This window comes from Cytophagales bacterium (assembly GCA_033344775.1).
GTDB lineage: Bacteria > Bacteroidota > Bacteroidia > Cytophagales > Cyclobacteriaceae > JAWPMT01.
In genome coordinates, this window is record JAWPMT010000005.1 from 796,086 (window position 1) to 816,187 (window position 20,102).

Below are 20,102 nucleotides of genomic sequence, written 5' to 3' on the forward strand. Positions count from 1 at the left end.
TGAGCCTTCACCCCTTTTATTGGATCAATGGATATCAACTTTAACCGAAATGAAGATGAGAACAAACAATTGTTGTCTCGTCTGAACCATAAGCTGAAGCAAGTACACCTCGGAGGTGGCGAAAAAAAAATCGCTTCGCAACACAAGAAAAACAAATTAACGGCAAGAGAACGCATCGATTACCTCACCGATGACAACACCTCTTTCCTCGAAATCGGTGCACTGGCGGCCGATGGCATGTATGCCGAACAAGGTGGATGCCCCTCTGCAGGGGTAGTAACCGGTATCGGCTATGTAGCTGGTAGACAATGCATGATTGTTGCCAACGACGCCACCGTAAAAGCAGGTGCATGGTTTCCCATGACTGCCAAAAAGAACCTTCGTGCCCAGGAAATTGCGATGGAAAACAAGCTTCCGGTGATCTATCTGGTGGATAGCGCTGGTGTATTTCTACCTATGCAAGACGAGATCTTCCCGGATAAGGAGCACTTTGGTCGTCAGTTTCGCAACAACGCGAAAATGTCCTCCATGGGCATCATTCAGATTGCGGCGATTATGGGTAGTTGTGTAGCAGGTGGTGCGTACTTGCCTATCATGTCAGATGAAGCTTTAATCGTTGATAAAACCGGATCCATCTTCCTGGCGGGGAGTTACCTGGTAAAGGCGGCCATTGGTGAATCCATTGATAATGAAACACTGGGTGGTGCTACTACTCATTGTGAAATCTCTGGTGTAACGGACAATAAATTTGATTCGGATCAGGATTGCCTGGATGCAATCAAAAGGATGTTTGATAAAATCGGCCAACCGGAAAGTGCTGGTTTTGATCGCGTGGAATCTACAGAACCCAAAAAAGACCCTAACGAACTTTACGGCTTGTTCCCCACTGACCGAACGAAACCTTACGACATGGTCGAGATCATTGAACGACTGGTGGATAATTCGGAGTTCGATCAATACAAGAAAGACTATGGAAAGACCATTCTTTGCGGACATGCTCGGATTGATGGTTGGGCGGTAGGCATTGTTGCCAATCAGCGTCAGGTGATGAAGACAAAGAAGGGTGAAATGCAGATGGGAGGAGTGATTTACAGTGATTCTGCGGATAAGGCCGCACGATTCATCATGAATTGCAATCAGCGGAAAATCCCCTTGATCTTTTTACATGATGTTAATGGATTTATGGTGGGAAGTCGCTCTGAACATGGGGGCATCATCAAAGATGGCGCGAAAATGGTCAATGCCGTTTCTAATTCCGTGGTTCCGAAGTTTAGCATCATCGTAGGTAGCTCCTACGGTGCAGGAAATTATGCCATGTGTGGTAAAGCATATGATCCTCGACTGATCTTTGCCTGGCCTACCGCTGAAATCGCTGTGATGAGTGGAAATTCTGCGGCAAATACCCTCTTGCAAATCAAAGTTGCAGGACTGGAAGCCAGTGGACAGAAGATCAGTGACGAAGAAAAAACGAAACTGCTGGACGAAATCAAAGCTTCGTACAATGAGCAGTTGAGTCCGTATTACGCGGCTTCACGTCTTTGGGTTGACGGCATTATTGATCCGCTTACAACGCGTAACGCAATATCAGAAGGTATAAAGGCTGCCAATCTTGCGCCTATGGAAAAACCAATGAATGTTGGAGTCATACAGACCTAGTGTCTAATTTGCACTTATCTCAAGATAAATGACAGACGCTGAATTAAAAGCATTAGTGGTGCTCCTCGACGATGACGACATGGAAGTGGTGACACATGTCGAGGATAAAATCCGGTCTCAGGGGACGGGTATCATTCCTTTTCTGGAAAATGAATGGGAAATCAATTTCAATCCTACACTGCAACGCAGGATTGAAGATCTGATCCATGGCCTTCAATTTGAATTGGTTCAGGAACGTTTGTCGGCCTGGGAAGCTGGTGATCAGGAAGATCTTTTGGAAGTCCTTTGGTTGATCTGCACTTACCAATATCCTGATCTGGAATACAATGATCTGGCCAATCAAATTGAACAACACTACATCGAAACGTGGCGGGAACTCAAAGACGACCTTACACCTTTTGATCAGATCCGGATCATCAATAGTGTGATTTTTGATCGACTGAAGTTTCGGGCAAATACCAAGAATTTTCATTCGCCGGCCAATTCCATGATCAGTGCTGTACTGGAATCTAAGCGAGGCAATCCGATTTCTCTAAGTGCGATTTACCTGTTGATTGCCAAGAAGCTTAACCTGCCCATATATGGGGTCAATGTCCCGAATTTGTTCATACTCACCTATAAGTCAGAGCAACTTCAATTCTACATCAATGTGTTCAACAAGGGCCTGATCTTCTCGAAAGAAGACATTGAGAATTATATTGAGCACTTGCAACTAGAACCAAACGACACGCATTTCGAGCCTTGCTCGCACATGGACATTGCGGTACGATTCCTGCGAAACCTGATCATTTCTTTTGAAAAACTAGGCGAATACCAAAAAACAGATGAGGTGAAGATGTTGTTGAAGGCGTTGGGGCAGAGATATGTAGACTAACCTTTGAAAGGCCTGTCTGCCGACAAGGCAGGCTCAGGTTACTGGACTCTTCGATTCGAGGGTTGTTGGGTAATTACGTTATTTGGTCAGAACTTCGCTCAAATACAGGACTCAAAATGACACTGGTGAGTCAATAATGTCTTTTTCTTCATTTTAAGGTTTATGGCATTTAAAATGCCGAATAAGATGAGATCGCAATGCAATTGCAATCAAGCAGAGGAATCATTATTGCTCCAATCATGCTTGGCAGCATTTGTAATACCTAAAAAGTATACACCAGCAAATACTGCTTCACTTGTTCATGGATGATGGGAATTTCGGTTCTTTCTCCGTTTTGGAGTATCCAGCTTCTTAGGCCCTTTTCGGTGATCTCTACTTTCATGTTGTCTTTGAAGGAGAGTTGCTTCTTTCCGTAGCGTTTGTAGATGGCCTCTTTGGCTGCCCAAATAATACACAATGCTTTCTGATCATCGCGATATTGATACTCTTCTTCATTTAGGAATTTATGTTGAACGCGTTGCATGGTGGCACGGGGCCATTCTACGTCTATCCCGCAAGGTGAGTTCATGTGGATCATTGCAGAGGCGATTGGAAAGGAATGCGAAATGGAAATCTGTGCGGAATGGCCTTTCAAGAATGGTTTTCCGTACTCATCTTTGACAATGCCCTGATACTGCAAATCGAATTTCTGACACAGGTTTTCAATCAACATGCGGGTTGCCATCCATTCCGCCTGCTTGGTCGGGTGATAATCTTCGGGAGGTTGTTCTTTAATCATCTGCTGCAATTGCCCGTTTGTTTCGGAGATTTTCCAAACGGCATAAGCCGCTTCATGGTCATCTAATTTCTTGGACAGCAGTAAAGGCATGAACAAAAAGGATTAAAAAGCAATTGTAATAATTTTGAACCATCTCTTAAGGATGAATAAAGTATCTGTACAAAAAAAGCACTTGCTCACGGGGCATAAGGACTGTTTATACACCCTCGCCCCTATCAATAGCCATGAATTGATCTCTGCGGGAGCAGATGGCATGGTCGTTCGCTGGAACCTCGATGATGCCGAAAATGGAAAAGTTATCGCCAAGGTCAATGCTTCTATCTATGCCATGAACCGGCATGAAGACCAGTTATTGGTCGTGGAGAACAATGAAGGCCTCCATATCATTGACCTCATCGAAAATAAGGAAACCAAATCGGTAAAACTGGGTCAATCGGCCTATTTCGACATTCAGGTCATTCATGGCAATTACTGGATCGGGGCTGGCAATGGCGAAGTGATCGTGGTGAACCCTGAAATGGCCATTCTTTACCGTAAGCAGTTGTCGAACAAAAGTGCGAGAAGTCTAACCTTCATTCCACACAGAAATGAAGTGGCTATTGGGTTCAGTGACCATAGTATCAAAGTCCTCGATGCAACTACATTCAAAAAGAATTGGGAAATTGATGCACATGGCAACTCCGTATTTGCGGTCGTAACAAGTCCGGATCAAAAATTCTTAGTAAGCGGTAGCAGAGATGCCCATTTAAAAATCTGGCATACGGATAATTATACCCTGCATGAATCCGTTGTTGCACATATGTACGCAATCAACGGCATAGATTTCAGCCCCAATGGCCAATATTTCGTAACTTGTAGCATGGACAAGTCGGTCAAGGTCTGGGATGCCAGCAGTTTCAGGCTACTAAAAGTAATCGATAAGGCACGGCATGCGGGACATGCCACTTCCGTGAACAAAGTAAAATGGCTCTCAGATTCGCTCGTGGCATCATGCAGCGACGATAGAAGTGTATCTATCTGGAAATTAGGTTTTTGATATGAAATGAAAAGGTGTTCACTTTGCGGTAGGTAAGCGGCCTTTTTGTAAGAGATTGACAAATGAAAATAACGCCAATAGAGATACGGCAAAAAGTATTTGAAAAAAAGCTTCGTGGGTACGACAAAGATGAGGTGCAGGCTTTTTTACAATCCCTTTCGAACGAATGGGAACGAGTACTGGATGAAAATAAAGAATACAAGATCAAGCTAGATCAGGCTGAGAAAGAGGTGCAGAAACTTCGCGAAGTGGAAAACTCTCTATTCAAGACCCTGAAAACAGCTGAAGATACAGGAGCCAATCTGGTAGAACAGGCCAATAAAGCGGCAGAGCTGCATTTGAAAGAAACACAAATCAATGCAGAGGCTTTGATGCGTGAATCAAAAAGCAAGGCCAGTGCGATCATCGAACAAGCAGAATTACAAGCCAAAGAGATGATCGACGAAATGCAGGAGGCTTTAAAGGACCTGGAAAAGAACTACAGATCCATTGAAAATCAACGTGATAATCTACTCGGTGAGTTGAAGATCTTGTCTGCTGACATCATGGAAAGACTGGATCGCAGTAGCCGTCAGTCTGAGCCATTCAAGGTAGAAGACCACATGAAGCGGGTCAAAAGCATGGTTCGTGAATCGGAACAACGAATCAAGGATCAAAAACTTGAAATCAATCCTCCGGTGGCGGAAAAGATCCCTTCTCTCGATCCAAAAGATTCAGACAGTAGCAAGAAACTAGAATCCTTCCTGAAATCCAGAGAAGAACCAAAAAAACCAGAACCAGTTGCTGAAGAAGCGCCCGTAGCTGCTACCCCGGAACCTGTACCAGCTCCTGAGCCTGTCAAGGTCGAGACCAAATCTCCAGCGCAAAAAAACGGGGATACCACGCCGAAAAAGCCGAAGCTAAAAGTCCGAAAAACCGTATTGCCTCCTCCCGAAGCCACCAAGGAAGACGAGGAAGGTGGATCATTCTTCGATACGCTGTAATTCAATATCATGGGTAAAATCAGTTTGAAAGGCATGGAATTCTTTGCCTTCCACGGCGTGTATGAAGAAGAACGCGTCAAAGGCAACAAATTTGAAGTCGACCTGACCATTGATTATCCTTTTGAAGATAAGGTAGCTGATGATCAATTGGATAATACCATTGATTACGCTGAGCTGTATGAGATTGTCAAAACAGTCATGGATAAGCCTGCCAACCTTTTGGAACACCTTGCTGTATCTATTCGGGATCAGATTAAAGCCAAATTTGCTCAGATCGAACAAGTCAATGTAACGGTCACCAAATTCAACCCTCCGATCAATGGAAGGTGTGATAAAGCGGAAGTTACGGTTTAGTAACTGTTAATAATTTTCGGGAGTCATCTCATATTTATCCGTACTCATTGAAAGTATTTCTGCTTTGGTTGTTTTTGGTTTGAGGTTTTTCATTTAGTACTACTGTAGGGAAGTTTATGAGGGCACAAACTTTGGCTGAGAAAGAGGATGTTGAGCAGAGTAATCGTTTTTTCAATTTTGAAGTAATGGAAACACCAATATTCCCACTTTTAAAAGGGGGTGAAGGGGGATTTGATAGATAAAAAGTTTCAATTACTTCAATAAAGCATTTAGTCCATTTAAATGAGATTGTCCTTAGTGAATAGGAGATCAAAAAGCTATAGCACCGCTTACTATCTTCGAGCAGATGAAAAACATGTACATCATCTCGGCACCGAAAGGTGCTGGAAAGACCACTCTTTCTTACATCATACTTCCTGAAATATTTGATGCGGATGAATTCATTAGTGCCGATGAAATTGCGAAAGGACTTTCTCCTCTGAATCCCGGAAAGGCCAATATCAGGGCCGGTAAACTCATGCTATCTAGAATTCGGGAATTGATGGAAGCAGGGAGTTCCTTTGCCTTTGAAACGACGCTTTCCACCGAATCCTATGCTTCCATGATCAAGAAGGCCAAAACTTTGGGTTATTCGGTAACGCTGTTATTCCTGGCGTTAGACTCCATTGAATTAGCCAAGTCGAGGGTATAAGCCAGGGTTGCAGAAGGTGGACATGATATTCCTCCTGATATTATTGAAAGAAGGTTCGAGAAAGGATTGATTAATTTTTTCAACATTTACATTCCGTTAGTAGATGAATGGATATTAACAAACAACACTCAAAATCACATTAACTTTATTGCAAGAGGTGCAGGGTCTGAATTGAAGATTCAGGACCAGTTAACATGGAACGCTCTCAAAAAAGATTACCATGGAGATCTTGAAGAATTGCAAAAGCAAGTAGAGCTTGGTCTTAAAAAGTCCTATGAGAAACTGATGGCTTTTAAGAAATGCACAACATTCCATTGATCGTTTCTGAGAACGGGAAAGTGGTGGCTATTCCTCCGGATGAGATACCTCCGACACGGGGAGGTGAAGGGTGAAAACTTACTTAACCGTCACACTTCCTGCCTTGCTGGCAAGATGGCGAAGACCTCACACTTCGAGGGCCTCAGTGTGACAGTCACGGAAAGAAAGTAATTGAAACTCCCTCCGAGATCGTCAAAAGAGATTCAGATTAATGTACTGACACTAATCCTCAATCAGGATAAAGCGCGTGAAAGAGATACCGGTCTTTCGTTGACCCTGAAAAGGTAGGTCAACGAAAACCGGATCGCCGGCCGCCGGCATGACTCGCCCAATTAGGCATCGACTCTATGAGTCAAACTTCTTCATGACCACAATAGCATTGTGGCCTCCGAAGCCAAAAGTGTTACTGATGGCTACGTTTATTTCGGCTTTTTGCCCTTCTCCAATAACAATGTCCAGGTTCTCGGGGACTTCCTCGTCCAGATCAGTGGTATTTATGGTCGGGGGTACAAACTGATTTTTGATAGCCAAAATACTGGCTATGCCTTCAATGGCTCCTGCGCCACCCAGCAAATGCCCGGTCATGGATTTGGTCGCACTGACCTTGGGCGAAGGTCCATCTAGCACCCCATTTAGAGCTTGTAGCTCACTGATATCTCCTAATGGGGTTGATGTCGCATGCATGTTCACATAATCCACATCATTCATGGTCAATCCTGCTTCTTCCAGCCCTAATATCATTGCCCGTTTCGCACCTTCTCCCTCTGGATGGGTAGCGGTCAAGTGATAAGCATCACTGGTCATCGCACCACCAACTACTTCCGCGTAAATTTTGGCTCCACGTCTCTGTGCATGTTCCAACTCTTCCAGGATCAAGGTCCCTGAACCCTCTCCCATCACAAAACCATCCCTGTTTTTATCAAAAGGCCGAGAAGCATGCTCCGGGTCATCGTTACGGGTGGACAAGGCTTTGCTGGCATTGAATCCTGCAATTCCGGGCTCACAGATGGCTGCATCCGATCCTCCCGCGATGATCATGTCTGCTTTACCCCATTGGATGTAGTTCATGGCCTCGATGATGGCGGTATTTCCTGTGGCACAGGCGGAAATCGGTGTAAAAGTCACCCCTTTCAGGCCATATTTAATCGAGATCACTCCGGAAGCCATGTTCGGAATAATCTTGGGAATGAAATAGGGATTGAAACGTGGTACCGTTTCACTTTTGATGTAATCCACTACTTCGTTGTAGTACGACTGGATTCCTCCGTTTCCGGTACCCCAGATCACACCGACTCGATACGGATCTACTTCTTCGAAGTTAAGTCTTGCATCCTCGATGGCTTCCTTGGTACTGACCAGCGCATATTGTACGTATGGATCATTGGTACGAATTTCTTTGCGATCCAGGTGATCTTTCACATCAAATCCCTTGAGCTCACAAGCAAAATTTGTCTTGTACGGGGTGGTATCAAAATAAGTAATGGGAGCCGCACCTGATTTCCCGGTGCTTAATCCTTCCCAAAAATCCGATAGGTTGTTTCCGATAGGCGTCAAAGCACCCATACCAGTAACTACTACTCTTCTTTTTTCCATTTTAGGTATCAAAAATTAGGGCAAAACTAAGGATTCAGTCTTTGTCATTTGTTCTCGCTAACACGAGTTCATGAAGAAAAAGTTCTGAATTATCTGTGGAAAAAGAATTGATCTTTTTTCAACCATTTTTCGAATGATCCTCGTTAGTAACTAGAAATCTTTGACTATTTTGGTCAAAGACATTGGAATGAGTGTCTATTAAACCACCGCTTCTGTGATTGAGAAATCTAAAGTTGTATTGAACAACTACGATAAGTTGCAATTTCTCGATGAAGAGTCTAAGCTCTTTTTGGAGAAGATCAATGTGACCAATCTTCTAGATCGACTTACTTTTTCACACGAAGAACTCCACGATCTCATTGCCACGGAATCGGATTATCAACAACTGGACCCTAAAAACCTGCAGCGGGTTTTTCGTAATCGAGGAAAGTAAGGATCAATCAGAATCCCTTAGTGGCCACGAATGCTTCAAATGCTTATTAACACCTAATTCTTCTCGGTTCTCGATTGCCTATCAAAGGCGCGGTGAACCACTTTGAGTTCACTTTACAGCCCTATTCATTCAAATTTTTCCTCAAAAAAATTATGAGTTAAGCAACTTACCAGCATTAAATATTGTACGGGTAATCGTTGCTTATATTTACCCATGGGCCTCTGGTTAACCGAAATTCTATTCTGGTCTGTATTCCTGGCTTTGAACAGCCTGAATTTTGTCATCAATTACATTTTCTATGCCAGGGAGAGTGATTTTTTTCCTATTCTCAGAGACTTTAGAGTAGGAAACAACCTGGGATTAACAGAAAGCCAGAATTGCGACATGTTTCGATTTGTAGCTGAGTTTTCTTTGATCCTGTTACTCTCTCGAATTGTAGACCTCTCGTCCTTCCATGCGCTGATCACAGGTCTCTATTTTTTGTTGCTGATCTTCAACATTTACCAATATGCGATGCGCAGGACTTATCACACCGAGCCTGTCCTGTTCAACGACCTGAAATTGCTGAAGAATGGAATTTCCATCGTCTGGCATGAGTCACCGTTTAAGGTCTTGATCTTCGCGGCACTTCTGATCGGATTTGTAATAAGTTTGGATTACTTCATACAAATGATGTTGGTAAACAACATCCAGCAGGAACTTACCTGGTTCTACATGGTGGCAGCAAGTATTTGGATGATCATCATGTTCCGATCGATCCTCAACATGAAAGGTACTTACCCATTATATCCGGGCGACATCTATATGCGGATCCACTTTACTGCAGTAGAATTATGGATCAACCTGAAAAGAAGTCGCGAACACCTACAACTTTCCAGACAGGAATTCGGGAGTAGGTACCGCAAGGCACGAAAGGAAATTAGCTTAACGCTGAATGGCACTCGACCTAATGTGTTTTTCCTTTTCATCGAATCCTATGGTGCCTATTATTTCAAAGAACCCGCTTTAAGGAAAGCTTCGCTCGAGACTTATCAAAACTTTGATTCGCAACTGGCCAAACATGGCTACTACTCCAATTCGATCTATTCCACTTCCACTGCATTTGGTGGTCAATCCTGGCTGGCATATTCTTCTGTGCTCTACGGCTATGAAATGAACAACAACACCTTGTTTGAGAATCACCTTAATGATCCCATATTCCGACAAAGCAATAGTTTGTTGCATTTGTTCAGAAACATGGGGTATAAAAACTATAACCTCAATCCAATCACCCCAATTGTCGGAATCAATGTGCCGTATGATGAAATGCGGGAATTTTATGCGATCGATCGATGGATCCTGAATGAGGACATCAATTACAATGGAGATGAGTACGGCTGGGGGGCCTGCGCCCCTGATCAATACAGTATGAATTTCATGATGGACCTGATCAAAAAAGAAGAGCCGGGTCCATTCACGTATTTCTATCTGACCAAAAACTCACATAGCCCTTTTATCACTCCGAAATTTGAACAAGATTGGAAGTCACTAAATAATCAATCAGAACAAGAACATATCCACCGCGGTTTTCTGGCCAACCCGGAGCAAGCGGACTATGCCAATGCCATTCAATATGAATTTGATGTAATCCAGGATTTCATCACTCGCCACGGTTCAGACCAGGACATTTTCTTACTAATCGGTGATCATCAACCTCCCTTCCTCAGTGACGAAAAAATCCATGGGCGTGAATCACCGGTGCATATTTTTAGTAAAAATGAGGCATTCATCAACGAGTTTAGTCACTATGGATTTCAAAAAGACCTTGATCAATTAGAAACAAATGTCCGTCATGAAAGTTTGTATTCTATCTTTCTCAATGTATTTGCAAAAAACTATGCCCATTCATACGAAAACCTGCCGGACTATGAAACTGAAGGGATCCAACTATAACCCATGATATCGATCCCGACTTTGAATCCTTTTACGCACCATGAGTCAGAAAAATAAGTCAAGCATGGCATTACGTAATCCATGGATCAGGCAAACCATGAGTTCCAGCACGTTTAGCGGGCGATGGATCTATCCGCATTCGCTGATCAACCTGTTAGGGTTATTCGTCTTTACTTATTCAAGCTTGTATCCCTACTGGCTGGGACTTGTCGGCATGTCACTGACCCTTTTGATTCTGGACATCAATAAATCCATCAAAGTACGTGATTTTCAACCTTTTCGATTTGGATACCCTAATCTGATCACTACCGGCAGACTGATCGGAATTCTCGGTCTGTGCTACACCTTTCATGCCTTATCTGACCTGGCCCTATTCATTGCATTCACCGTGTTGATTCTATTGGATGGTGTCGATGGACTTGTTGCTAGAAAATTGAATCAATGTAGTCCGGAAGGAGAAAAACTGGATACAGAAGTAGATGCCCAACTGGTTTGGTTGCTTTCCTGGATCCACTTCTATTCAGGCAATGTGGATTGGTGGATACTGATCCCCGGAAGTCTTCGATATACCTATCAGTTGTTGTTTTTCTGGGTCCCATCCGTTAGTAGTTTCCCTCCTAAAAGATTCAGGGCTACCATCGCCGTGATCTTTTTCTTCAGTTTGTCATTAGCTTTCATTCTTGAGGAGTCCATTGCTAAACAGCTATTATTTGTGGCCTCTGTGTTAATTGTTTTATCATTTGGTTTGTCACTCATCGGAGGGCTGAAACAACATTACGACCGCAAATCAGCCGCATGAAATTCAATGGTAATTCGCCGCAGAAAGCGGCCATGGTCTACTTAATTCTCGGCATGCTTCCGTCTGGCATCAAGATCTTCTTGCTTCCAGTCTACATTAATTTCCTATCTCCGGCAGATTACGGTATCCTTTCCATTCTCAATGTCTTTGCAGCGGCTTATGGCATTTTAGGCGCCTTTCAAATGAACATTGGTGTAGGCGTCCATTTCTTCAAAACCGAAGCAAAGGATGCTTTCGAAAAAACCGCAATTTCCTCGACGATCATTCTCGCGTTCATCTCATTCTTGTTCTTTATGGCTTTAGGGCCGGTCTTATTCAAGTACTTTTTCAAGATTCCCGAGTTAGATTTCTTTCCTTTAGGCCTCATGACTTTGGTGACCGGACTGGTAACACAGGTCCATCTGGTCTATTTTGTCTTGCTGAAGAACACCTATCGGTTGAAGGAATTGAGTATCTACTCGGTTAGCTTGCTTGTCTTAAGCTCCGGATTACAATTCTTCCTGATCGTTTTCATGGAATTGAATGTGATGGGTTCCGTCCTGGGAGGCCTGATCGCGAATGCTGGGGTTGTTGTGGTTTTGTTATTCTTGAACCGAAAGTCGCTTACTTTCCACGTCAATTATGACATTCTGAAAGGTTGCCTGGCCGTCAGCCTTCCAATGATCCCTTCAGTTTTCATCAATTGGGTCATCAACTTTGGGGATCGAGTCATTCTAGAAAAATACCTTACACTTCATGATCTGGGCATATATACGCTACTGCTCAATATACTTGGGGTTTCCTTACTGATCTCACAGTCCTTGGCCACTGCCATCCGCCCCATGTTCTTCACTTATCTTAACGACCCTCAGGAAAACAAATCTCAATTGATGGGTTTGGATCGGAATTTCACCCTTATTTCGGTATTATCCTCTTCTGCAGTCATGCTGATCGGCTTCAACCTGGAGCTGATCATCTCTGATGAACGATACTTGAGCATCATCCCATTCATGAGTATGGCGATCTTTATTTTGTTGCCTAAAGCATTGGTAAAACTCCCAAGACTTGCCATGGCATTTAAAGGTAAAACCGGCTTGATCTCCTTATTCACTTTTGTGAATGCCGCGGTGATGATCACTCTCATGCTCTGGCTTATTCCCATCGGAGGGATCACGTATGCATTGATCAGCATGTCCATCGCATCAGCCGTAGAACTACTTTTGTGCTACATCATTTTCTATCAATTGAAAATTCCTAATAGTGCCAAAGCAAGTATCATTATGGTCCTTGCTTCGAGTATTTTAATTACTGGTGTCTGTTGGATAGGGTTGAAAATGGATTGGGCCTATGGTATTATCGGTATCCTGCAATTCATGGTCGCGCTTATGATCATTGTATTAATCGAAAGGAAAAACCTGTCCATTTCCAGAATCACAAATATGTTCAATTCATGACGATCGATCGATTTTGGAAAAGAATGCGCCCCCACTTCATCATTATTGGTGGGGTGAAATGTGCCTCTACTTCGATGTTCCGATACCTCATCGATCATCCAAACATCCTACCAGGAGCCTATAAAGAGCCCATGTTTTTCAATCACCTGGGATTAATTAGAGCAACACTGACTTTTCCGCGATACCTGAGGAATTTCCCGATGAAGGAAAACAGGCAATCAGTCACCTTGAACTGGGCCAAGTTATCACCGGAAGGAAAGGTCATTGATACGGTGATCGAGCAGGACGTCAAGGATGGTATCCAGCATGTTACCGGCGAAGCTTCTGCCACCTATAATCATGCAGCTGACCCGAAGGTAGTGAAGGCACTCTTACCCAAAGTGAAGATCATTTTCCTGGTTCGAAACCCCACCGAAAGATTCATCTCTCACTACAACATGTTCCAGCGGTTCCACCGTGAAGGGCGACCAGGATATGATATCGGTGAGTTATCCGCATTTGTGGAGCAAGAAATTGACAACTATCACTCTAATGAACCCATCCGATTATTGCATCAAGGCCTTTACCATGAACTGGCCACCAAATGGACACGACATTTCGGAGAGGGGCAGTTTCTCATCATACACAAGGACCAATTGGATGCACCTGAGAATGCCCATAAATTGCTACAAGAAGTCACTTCATTTCTAGGCTTACCTGCGCATGATTATGCCAATATTCTCACTCAGAAATACAACGTAGCGCCCCAAAAAGAAACCAATGATCGATCCAAAGACTTGTTGGATGAATTTTATGCGCCTGCTAATAAGCTGTTTACGAGGGATTTTGGAATTTCACTTGCTTAGGAACATTTGACACTATCACGATTGTAAGCGGTAACCAAAGTACTGCAACAAGTCCTCATTTACCCCAAACACTTCATTGATTTCCGAAATAGCTGAAGCACTCAGCCGATCAATTTTTTCCTGATTGAAGTTTTTTAGTCCCAGTGGCTGTTGGTAATGATTATGGGCATAAAAAATCCCGCCCGTTTCGATATCACTCAGCTCTCCAAGAAATGCAGTTAGTCGCTTTTTAAATGTCTCAGGATCCTGGACCAGTGTTTCGTAATGAAGCAACAAAGCTCGATCCAATTCTTTTAGATTTCTCTGTTGCACTTTCAACATACGAATCACAAATTCTGCCGTTTGCCTGGGTGTGAAGTCATTTTTCCTAATGAATGTTTCACAGTGAGCGTATGGATCTCTGACAAAAACGAGAAAATAGGCAGGTTCGAAAACAGCTTCAATGGCTCGCGCTCTCAATAAGTTTGTAGGGCTTTTTTCCAGTAATACACACTTTCGGACATCCCAATACTTCCGCCATTCCTGCTTCACAAAATGCCAGTCAATCTCAAGGTCTTCTTCCCACTGCTGCCCATGAGTAAACATGTGATCGATTACTGTAGGCAGCAATTGCCCTTCGCGCGTATGTAAATAATTATTTGACGAAACATGTTCAGACGTGGAAAGCAACTCTGTAAGCTCCGTCGTTCCTCCATGCGTAGCTTCGAGAACGAAAAGGTACTTGTTGTTTACTTTAGATGAAAAGGCTTTTTTCAACGCATTCTGATAAACAATGATGGCATAGTTCATATACACCGATTGATTGATCTACCACGTCTTTACTCTCCTTATGACCTTCTTGAATACAGCAAGCCGCTGCTTCAACGATTGAATAAAAGGTTCTTTTGGCTCAGCATCAAACTCATGTGTTTCCCAAACTGATAATGCCCGTTGTGCCCATTGAAATGCGTTCATCGACATGAATGTCAATCGACCCTCCCCATGGATCGGGTTGATCTCTGCTTGATCCAGTGGGCGGGGCACCTGATAGGGGGCAATTTGAATCCGATTGATTCTTGCTTTTTCAAAAATCGCCGATAGCACAATGTCATCGGCCAACTGGGTTAGTGCTGAATTTTGAAGCGATTCAATGAGTTCTTTAGGAACCAGGTTGGGGTTGAAAAGGATCAAACTAAACCCCTGAACCGTATCTACCGCTAAAGGGGACTTGTTATTCCTGATTACGGTCAATGCATTGTTTTGGAGTTCCTCATGAACCATGAATCGACGGATTTTTTGCCCCTGAAGTACGCCTCCTGTAGAACAGTAAACCTGATGCGGGTCTTTCTGGAAAAATTCATAAAGATTGGCCACCATTTCAGTAGAATAATGACAATCATCATCCATGACCAAGAGCATGACCTCCTCACCTGCTAAATAAGCCAATGCCGGCAGCCATTTTGTTGCAGGGCCAAAATCCTGATCATGCTCAAACACCTTGACTTGCGAAAACTTACCGATAAAATCAGGCAAATCATAGCCGCAACCTTCCTTCAAACAGTGTTTGGGCAATTGCAAATGGATTTCATCCGGTGGCATGGACTGATTCAAAATGGAAAGTAATACGGGTTCCAAATATGCAATCCGTGATGGCATGGTGGTCAATGTGGCAATCAATTTCATGCTTGCGCCTATTTTTCGGCGATCAAGACAAAATACCCGACCTGCCGAAGATTATAGAGTTGCTCTAATATCAGCCCACCAAGATAAATCTCAAACTTTAAACGATGCTGATTTGGAGAAAAGAACAGCATCAATCCGACCAAAAATATTAATGTACTTAAAAGCCATTTTGCCCGCTTGGTTACGTAACTGGAAAGGTCCACCTGTTTTACTGAAAAACCTTTTTGCTCCAGGCACAGCACCATTCTCTCTCTCTTATCGAAACCGGGGACCTGCCAAAACCTTTTATGCTGTTTTAGTTGAACGTTCACATCTTCTAAAACAAAATCATCGGCGATGATCAATGTTCCTTCAGTCTCCAGGCTCTCAGTAAGATTATCAAGAACAACTTCGATATCACCAACATGTTTAATAGACTCAATGGCCAGCACTTTATCGTATTTTTCAGCAATGGGATTATCAAAACTCGCTACCTCAAACGCAATCTGCCGCTCTAAGTCCAATTGCTGAGACTGTTGCCTGGCAAAGGCTACCTCCTCTTTAGACAATGAAATTCCCTTGCCTGATACACCTACGTTTCGCGCCAGCTTTAATAGGCTATAGCCTGTCCCACACCCAGCATCAAAGATCCTATCCTGAGGAGAAAACTTGACCTGATCCATCAACCAATCGAGCAGATCAGCATAGCGATCATCCAGATAAAGGGATTTGTGAATGGGGTAAACGCCCTTACGTTTCCTAGACTCAAAACTGAACAGGGTATCGTACAGTTGAGAGACGTTGCTCATGCTTTTTTCAGTACAAAAATGAATTCATAGGCTCCCCGAATACTGAAAGGGAACCTGAGCACTTTGGAGAAATTGATCATGCGCTTTGGCTTCAAAAATCGGATCACCTTGTAATATGGCCAATGATCGGGATAAATCGCCTCTACCTTCAACCCTACTCCAGCGAATAATTCAGTCCATTCCTCCAGGTTCAGTGCATCCTGGTGGCCTTTATTATTCTGGATCCCAAGGGGTTTCCAAAAGTATTTCCAAAAGAAGTGTTCCGAATTCCGGACCATCAGACAAATTTTTCCATCGCTTCTCAGCACACGCATTTGCTCTTTGAGAGCCTTTTCACGGTCGAGCATACGCTCCATAGAACCAATGCACGAAATGGTATTAAAGGTCTGATCAGCAAAGGGTAAAGCTTCTGCATTTGCTTCCTGTATGCTCGCTTCCGGGCAATACTCTTTCGCCCGCCTGACCGCTTCTTCCGAAAGGTCAACGCCATTGCAAACCGCACCGCGCTGAGACATCACTTTGAGTAACAGGCCCAGACCACAAGCCACATCTAAGTGGGTATCTCCTTTAGATGGATTCAAAATACCTCCGAAAATCTGGTAAGCCTGCAATGGACGCAGATAGGTGAATCCCCATCGCCTGTAATTGCTATCGAACCAGTTCTTGATTTTAATTTGTTCGGTCATGCTCAGTGCCTGATCCATTTATTAATGATTTATGTGGTGCTAATGATATTCAGGTATTCCTTACTACAAACATCCCAGGAATACTCAGTTGGTACCTGACATTGAAAATCAGCTTCGTTGGCTTTATTCATCTCTACAAACGCATGAGCAAGCCTTTCTATCGAATAAGGCGGCACCAAAATTCCCTGATTCGCTCCAATGATTTCAGCTGATCCTCCTACGTTGAAAGCTAACACTGGTAGTCCATTATGTAAGGCTTCACAAAAGGTGATGGGGAGATTTTCCATGACGGAAGTATGCAGCAAAAATGCATAATCACCGTAGGGAACTTGTTCTTGAAATCCCATGATCCTTACAAAACTGAACCGAGACAATTCATCCGCCAGGACCTGATCATTGACTCGTCCAAAAATATGTATCTGAACCTTTATATGCCCCTGTTGTTTCAGCAGGCGAAAAAGGTCCAATGCCCTTGCATACTTTCTCTGATCAATGTTTCCCGCCATGAGCACATTGGAGGTTTTCTCCGTAGTTGGTGCCTTGATTGAAGAAAAACCATTTCTCACTACAGACACCCGATCAGTGAATTTCCGAATGAATTCCGCTTTATGGTGAGATACTGAGAACACATGTTTTGCGCTCCGAAATATCCGAATGTAGGCAGTGGTGTAAAACAAGGACCGTATCCTGTTTTTTAACCCAAACTGTCTCATCTCCGGCCAGTTATCGTGATAAGTGAAGTAGAAGGGCACCCTGGCCAGTAAAAACAAAAAAGCATTGTAGAAATCCCCATAGAAAACGGACTCTTGTTGTATCCATTGTCTGACGAATGTTACCGCTTCTCTCCAGTTATTGTATTTGACAAAATTCAGTGATTTGAATGGATGTACTCCTAGTTGTGTCCCGATGACGGTTACCCCTCGAAATTCCTGCTCAAGTCTGGAGAATATCTCACAAGTGGCTGTAGAACCACCTGAAAAATTGGTCCCAAAGTGAGTGGTTAAAATCACCAGTTGTTTGTCTTTAAGCTTCATAGCTCGCAGAAGCCACGTGGGACTCCAACAATTCGATTTTCAAGCGCAAATGTGGCTCAATCTGTGCTTTGATCTTTCCATGAATGTAGGCCGCCAGGAATTCAGTAGTGGTCAATATTCCTTTTAACTCTGGCATCTCATCCAGGTCCTGATAGTTGAGTTTACCCAACACCTCTTTGGTAATGTTTGTGGCTTCTCCGATATCAATTACCACATTGGCATGATTGAGATCTTTGCTCATAAAAGTGGCCTCTATCACATAGGTGGCTCCATGTTTGTTTTGCGCTGGTCCAAAAAATGGATCAGGCAAAGAATGAGCGATCATGATATGGTCTTTTACGGTTACTGTAAACATCAGCGATAGTTAATGATAGTACTTAATTCCTTTATTTCTCCAGCACGGAGTTTATCGTAAAATTCAGGGGTGTCCTGAAAATTGATTTCGTTTCCCAGCAAGTAGATTGGGTTGATTTCCTGCAATAAGCGAATGACCAGATCTTTCCGGTTTTTGTAATTCCATATTGGCTGCTTTCTGTAGGGAATGTGGCTTACCTGTGAACAGATAAGGCGCTTCCTGCCATAATGAAAATTCTCACCTAATGACAGGTTCACCTGGCGGTTCCCATACCAACTCAACTCTATAACTGTACCTTCTAAACGTGTCAATCGAAATGCATCCTTCAACGCTTGCTCGGAAGAGGTTGTGTTAAAAACCACATCAAATTCCTTTTCTTCTCCATCGTAAAAGCCCAATCCATGTGCAGCAATCAAATCTGATTTTAGCGGATCTATCTCATGTACATGCAAATTCAGGCCAGGATGTTTCTGTAATGTACTAGCTACAAGCGCCCCAATGGTGCCGTAGCCCTGGATCAATACACGATCTCCCAACTCGATTTGTGCATCCCAAACTGCATTGACAGCTGTTTCCATGTTACTGATCAAGGTAGCCAGTTTAGGATCCATTCCTTCTGGAAGGACACGCACATCGTCACGCTTGACAAGGACGACATCCTGGTGAGGGTGCATCACATGTACATATTTCCCATTGAGGTTTCCTTCACTGATCACCTCACCTACCAAGGAATATCCGTACGTGAAACGCTGACTCAACGTCCCTTTTTGATATAACACCGCCATCTTATGGGCAAGTTCAGGATCGAGCATTTGGTTGGTAAGAACCCTTTCGGTACCTGCACTGATCAAGGAATACATCGATCGAATCAAGAGCTGATCTTCCGATGGTGAAGACAGTTCACTCGGTTCCAGCCAGCTTTTTTGAAGATCATGCCACAATTCGACAGACTTCATGATTCGTAGGTAAGGTTTCCAACAAACATGATTTCATCACCCATGGGCACAAACTTACTTTCACTGAACGTGATCGCATCCTCCACCTGATTGACTCCATCAAAACTGAAGGAACTCACCCCAGCACCTAATACTTTCGGCGCAAAGTGCAACTGAACCTGATCCAACTGTCGCTGTTGAATAAAGGACGAAGTAGTGAAACTTCCACCTTCAATGTAAACAGAATAAATACCTGTTTTGCTCAGTTCAATCAATACGTCCTGCAGGTTTATTTCTTCGGAAGATGAACTGCCATTCAAAACAGCTTGATTCTTGTAAATCAAGGTTTCTGGTCCTATCGCATGATATTGTTCTTCGCTGAATTCAGGGGCATCACCAATGATCACTTTAATGGGGTCAGCGCCATTCACTTTTCTAACATTCAGCCGAGGGTTGTCAGTGACTACTGTATTGGCGCCAACCAAAATACCATCGCACAAGGCACGCATGCGATGTGCATGGATTAGGTTTTCTTCATTCCCAATCCACTTGCTATCACCGGTGCATGAGGCAATCCTTCCATCCAGTGTCTGCGCAAAGTGAGAGATAGAAAAACACTTTCCCTGTTTTGAGCCAAAGAAGGGTAAAGTCGTATATGGAAAATAGAGTGTCAGACAATGCTGTTCTTCTGGAGATAAACCCATTTCATCTCTGATACGCAGCTGTTGAAATCCCCCTGCAAAAGGATGGTTTTGGGTTATCTTTTCAACATCAAATTCCAAATAGAGATCGGCTCCTTCGTTGTATTCGAAGGAGACTTCAACATCTTGTCGTAAGTAAATAGAGATCGTAGCAGGAAACTGAGCAGCATTCGTGAATTGTTCCTTGATCGACAAAAGGGCATCCCAAATCTTCAT

21 protein-coding genes are annotated in these 20,102 nt (G+C 43.4%); 11 read left to right on the forward strand and 10 right to left on the reverse strand.

Annotation, left to right across the window (positions count from 1 at the left end; translation table 11 throughout):
* The first annotated feature begins 27 nt into the window (after positions 1-27).
* Positions 28-1,656, forward strand: coding sequence for an acyl-CoA carboxylase subunit beta (locus R8G66_20950; GenBank protein ID MDW3194855.1), 1,629 nt, complete (start codon positions 28-30; stop codon positions 1,654-1,656).
* 28 nt (positions 1,657-1,684) lie between these two features.
* Positions 1,685-2,530, forward strand: coding sequence for a transglutaminase-like domain-containing protein (locus tag R8G66_20955; protein MDW3194856.1), 846 nt, complete (start codon positions 1,685-1,687; stop codon positions 2,528-2,530).
* Positions 2,531-2,792: 262 nt separating this feature from the next.
* On the opposite strand, the gene R8G66_20960 is transcribed toward R8G66_20955, so the two are convergent.
* A complete protein-coding gene (locus R8G66_20960; GenBank protein MDW3194857.1) occupies positions 2,793-3,398 on the reverse strand; it encodes a 4'-phosphopantetheinyl transferase superfamily protein in 606 nt (201 codons plus the stop codon).
* A gap of 52 nt (positions 3,399-3,450) precedes the next feature.
* Here R8G66_20960 and R8G66_20965 point away from each other — a divergent pair, with 52 nt between their 5' ends.
* The 4 genes from R8G66_20965 (at position 3,451) to R8G66_20980 (ending at position 6,372) form a co-directional block, all read left to right on the forward strand.
* Entirely contained in the window at positions 3,451-4,344 is an 894-nt protein-coding gene (locus R8G66_20965) for a WD40 repeat domain-containing protein (protein MDW3194858.1), read from the forward strand.
* 62 nt (positions 4,345-4,406) lie between these two features.
* Positions 4,407-5,327 (forward strand): DivIVA domain-containing protein, encoded by a 921-nt coding sequence (locus R8G66_20970; GenBank protein MDW3194859.1) that lies wholly within the window; start codon positions 4,407-4,409, stop codon positions 5,325-5,327.
* A gap of 9 nt (positions 5,328-5,336) precedes the next feature.
* Positions 5,337-5,681 (forward strand): dihydroneopterin aldolase, encoded by a 345-nt coding sequence (folB, locus tag R8G66_20975; protein ID MDW3194860.1) that lies wholly within the window; start codon positions 5,337-5,339, stop codon positions 5,679-5,681.
* 355 nt (positions 5,682-6,036) lie between these two features.
* Positions 6,037-6,372: a zeta toxin family protein gene (locus R8G66_20980; protein ID MDW3194861.1), complete on the forward strand. Its 336-nt coding sequence runs from the start codon at positions 6,037-6,039 to the stop codon at positions 6,370-6,372.
* 663 nt (positions 6,373-7,035) lie between these two features.
* On the opposite strand, the gene fabF is transcribed toward R8G66_20980, so the two are convergent.
* The gene (fabF, locus tag R8G66_20985; protein ID MDW3194862.1) at positions 7,036-8,283 is read right to left on the reverse strand and encodes a beta-ketoacyl-ACP synthase II; all 1,248 of its coding nucleotides are present in this window, start codon (positions 8,281-8,283) and stop codon (positions 7,036-7,038) included.
* Between the two features lie 214 nt (positions 8,284-8,497).
* Between fabF and R8G66_20990 the strand changes: the two genes are divergently transcribed.
* The 5 genes from R8G66_20990 (at position 8,498) to R8G66_21010 (ending at position 13,725) form a co-directional block, all read left to right on the forward strand.
* Entirely contained in the window at positions 8,498-8,716 is a 219-nt protein-coding gene (locus tag R8G66_20990; GenBank protein ID MDW3194863.1) for a hypothetical protein, read from the forward strand.
* A 213-nt stretch (positions 8,717-8,929) separates the two neighbouring features.
* A complete protein-coding gene (locus tag R8G66_20995) occupies positions 8,930-10,648 on the forward strand; it encodes a sulfatase-like hydrolase/transferase (protein ID MDW3194864.1) in 1,719 nt (572 codons plus the stop codon).
* Positions 10,649-10,712: 64 nt separating this feature from the next.
* On the forward strand, positions 10,713-11,447 hold the full coding sequence (locus R8G66_21000) for a CDP-alcohol phosphatidyltransferase family protein (GenBank protein MDW3194865.1): 735 nt from the start codon (positions 10,713-10,715) through the stop codon (positions 11,445-11,447).
* Positions 11,444-12,880, forward strand: coding sequence for a lipopolysaccharide biosynthesis protein (locus R8G66_21005; protein ID MDW3194866.1), 1,437 nt, complete (start codon positions 11,444-11,446; stop codon positions 12,878-12,880). The genes R8G66_21000 and R8G66_21005 overlap by 4 nt, the downstream gene beginning before the upstream one ends.
* Complete coding sequence (locus R8G66_21010) at positions 12,877-13,725, forward strand: sulfotransferase (GenBank protein ID MDW3194867.1); 849 nt, start codon at positions 12,877-12,879, stop codon at positions 13,723-13,725. Before R8G66_21005 ends, R8G66_21010 begins: the two co-directional genes overlap by 4 nt.
* A 15-nt stretch (positions 13,726-13,740) precedes the next feature.
* On the opposite strand, the gene R8G66_21015 is transcribed toward R8G66_21010, so the two are convergent.
* From R8G66_21015 to R8G66_21050, 8 genes are read right to left on the reverse strand one after another with little or no spacing between them, the layout of a single operon-like run.
* Complete coding sequence (locus R8G66_21015; protein ID MDW3194868.1) at positions 13,741-14,514, reverse strand: sulfotransferase; 774 nt, start codon at positions 14,512-14,514, stop codon at positions 13,741-13,743.
* Positions 14,515-14,532: 18 nt separating this feature from the next.
* A complete protein-coding gene (locus R8G66_21020; GenBank protein MDW3194869.1) occupies positions 14,533-15,387 on the reverse strand; it encodes a glycosyltransferase in 855 nt (284 codons plus the stop codon).
* An 8-nt stretch (positions 15,388-15,395) separates the two neighbouring features.
* A complete protein-coding gene (locus R8G66_21025; GenBank protein ID MDW3194870.1) occupies positions 15,396-16,175 on the reverse strand; it encodes a methyltransferase domain-containing protein in 780 nt (259 codons plus the stop codon).
* The gene (locus R8G66_21030) at positions 16,172-16,879 is read right to left on the reverse strand and encodes a class I SAM-dependent methyltransferase (protein MDW3194871.1); all 708 of its coding nucleotides are present in this window, start codon (positions 16,877-16,879) and stop codon (positions 16,172-16,174) included. Before R8G66_21030 ends, R8G66_21025 begins: the two co-directional genes overlap by 4 nt.
* A gap of 11 nt (positions 16,880-16,890) precedes the next feature.
* Positions 16,891-17,895, reverse strand: coding sequence for a glycosyltransferase family 4 protein (locus R8G66_21035; protein MDW3194872.1), 1,005 nt, complete (start codon positions 17,893-17,895; stop codon positions 16,891-16,893).
* Positions 17,885-18,250, reverse strand: a complete 366-nt coding sequence (locus R8G66_21040; protein MDW3194873.1) for a 6-carboxytetrahydropterin synthase — start codon at positions 18,248-18,250, stop codon at positions 17,885-17,887. Before R8G66_21040 ends, R8G66_21035 begins: the two co-directional genes overlap by 11 nt.
* A complete protein-coding gene (locus R8G66_21045; protein MDW3194874.1) occupies positions 18,250-19,206 on the reverse strand; it encodes a zinc-binding alcohol dehydrogenase in 957 nt (318 codons plus the stop codon). Before R8G66_21045 ends, R8G66_21040 begins: the two co-directional genes overlap by 1 nt.
* On the reverse strand, positions 19,203-20,102 hold the full coding sequence (locus tag R8G66_21050; GenBank protein MDW3194875.1) for a RibD family protein: 900 nt from the start codon (positions 20,100-20,102) through the stop codon (positions 19,203-19,205). Before R8G66_21050 ends, R8G66_21045 begins: the two co-directional genes overlap by 4 nt.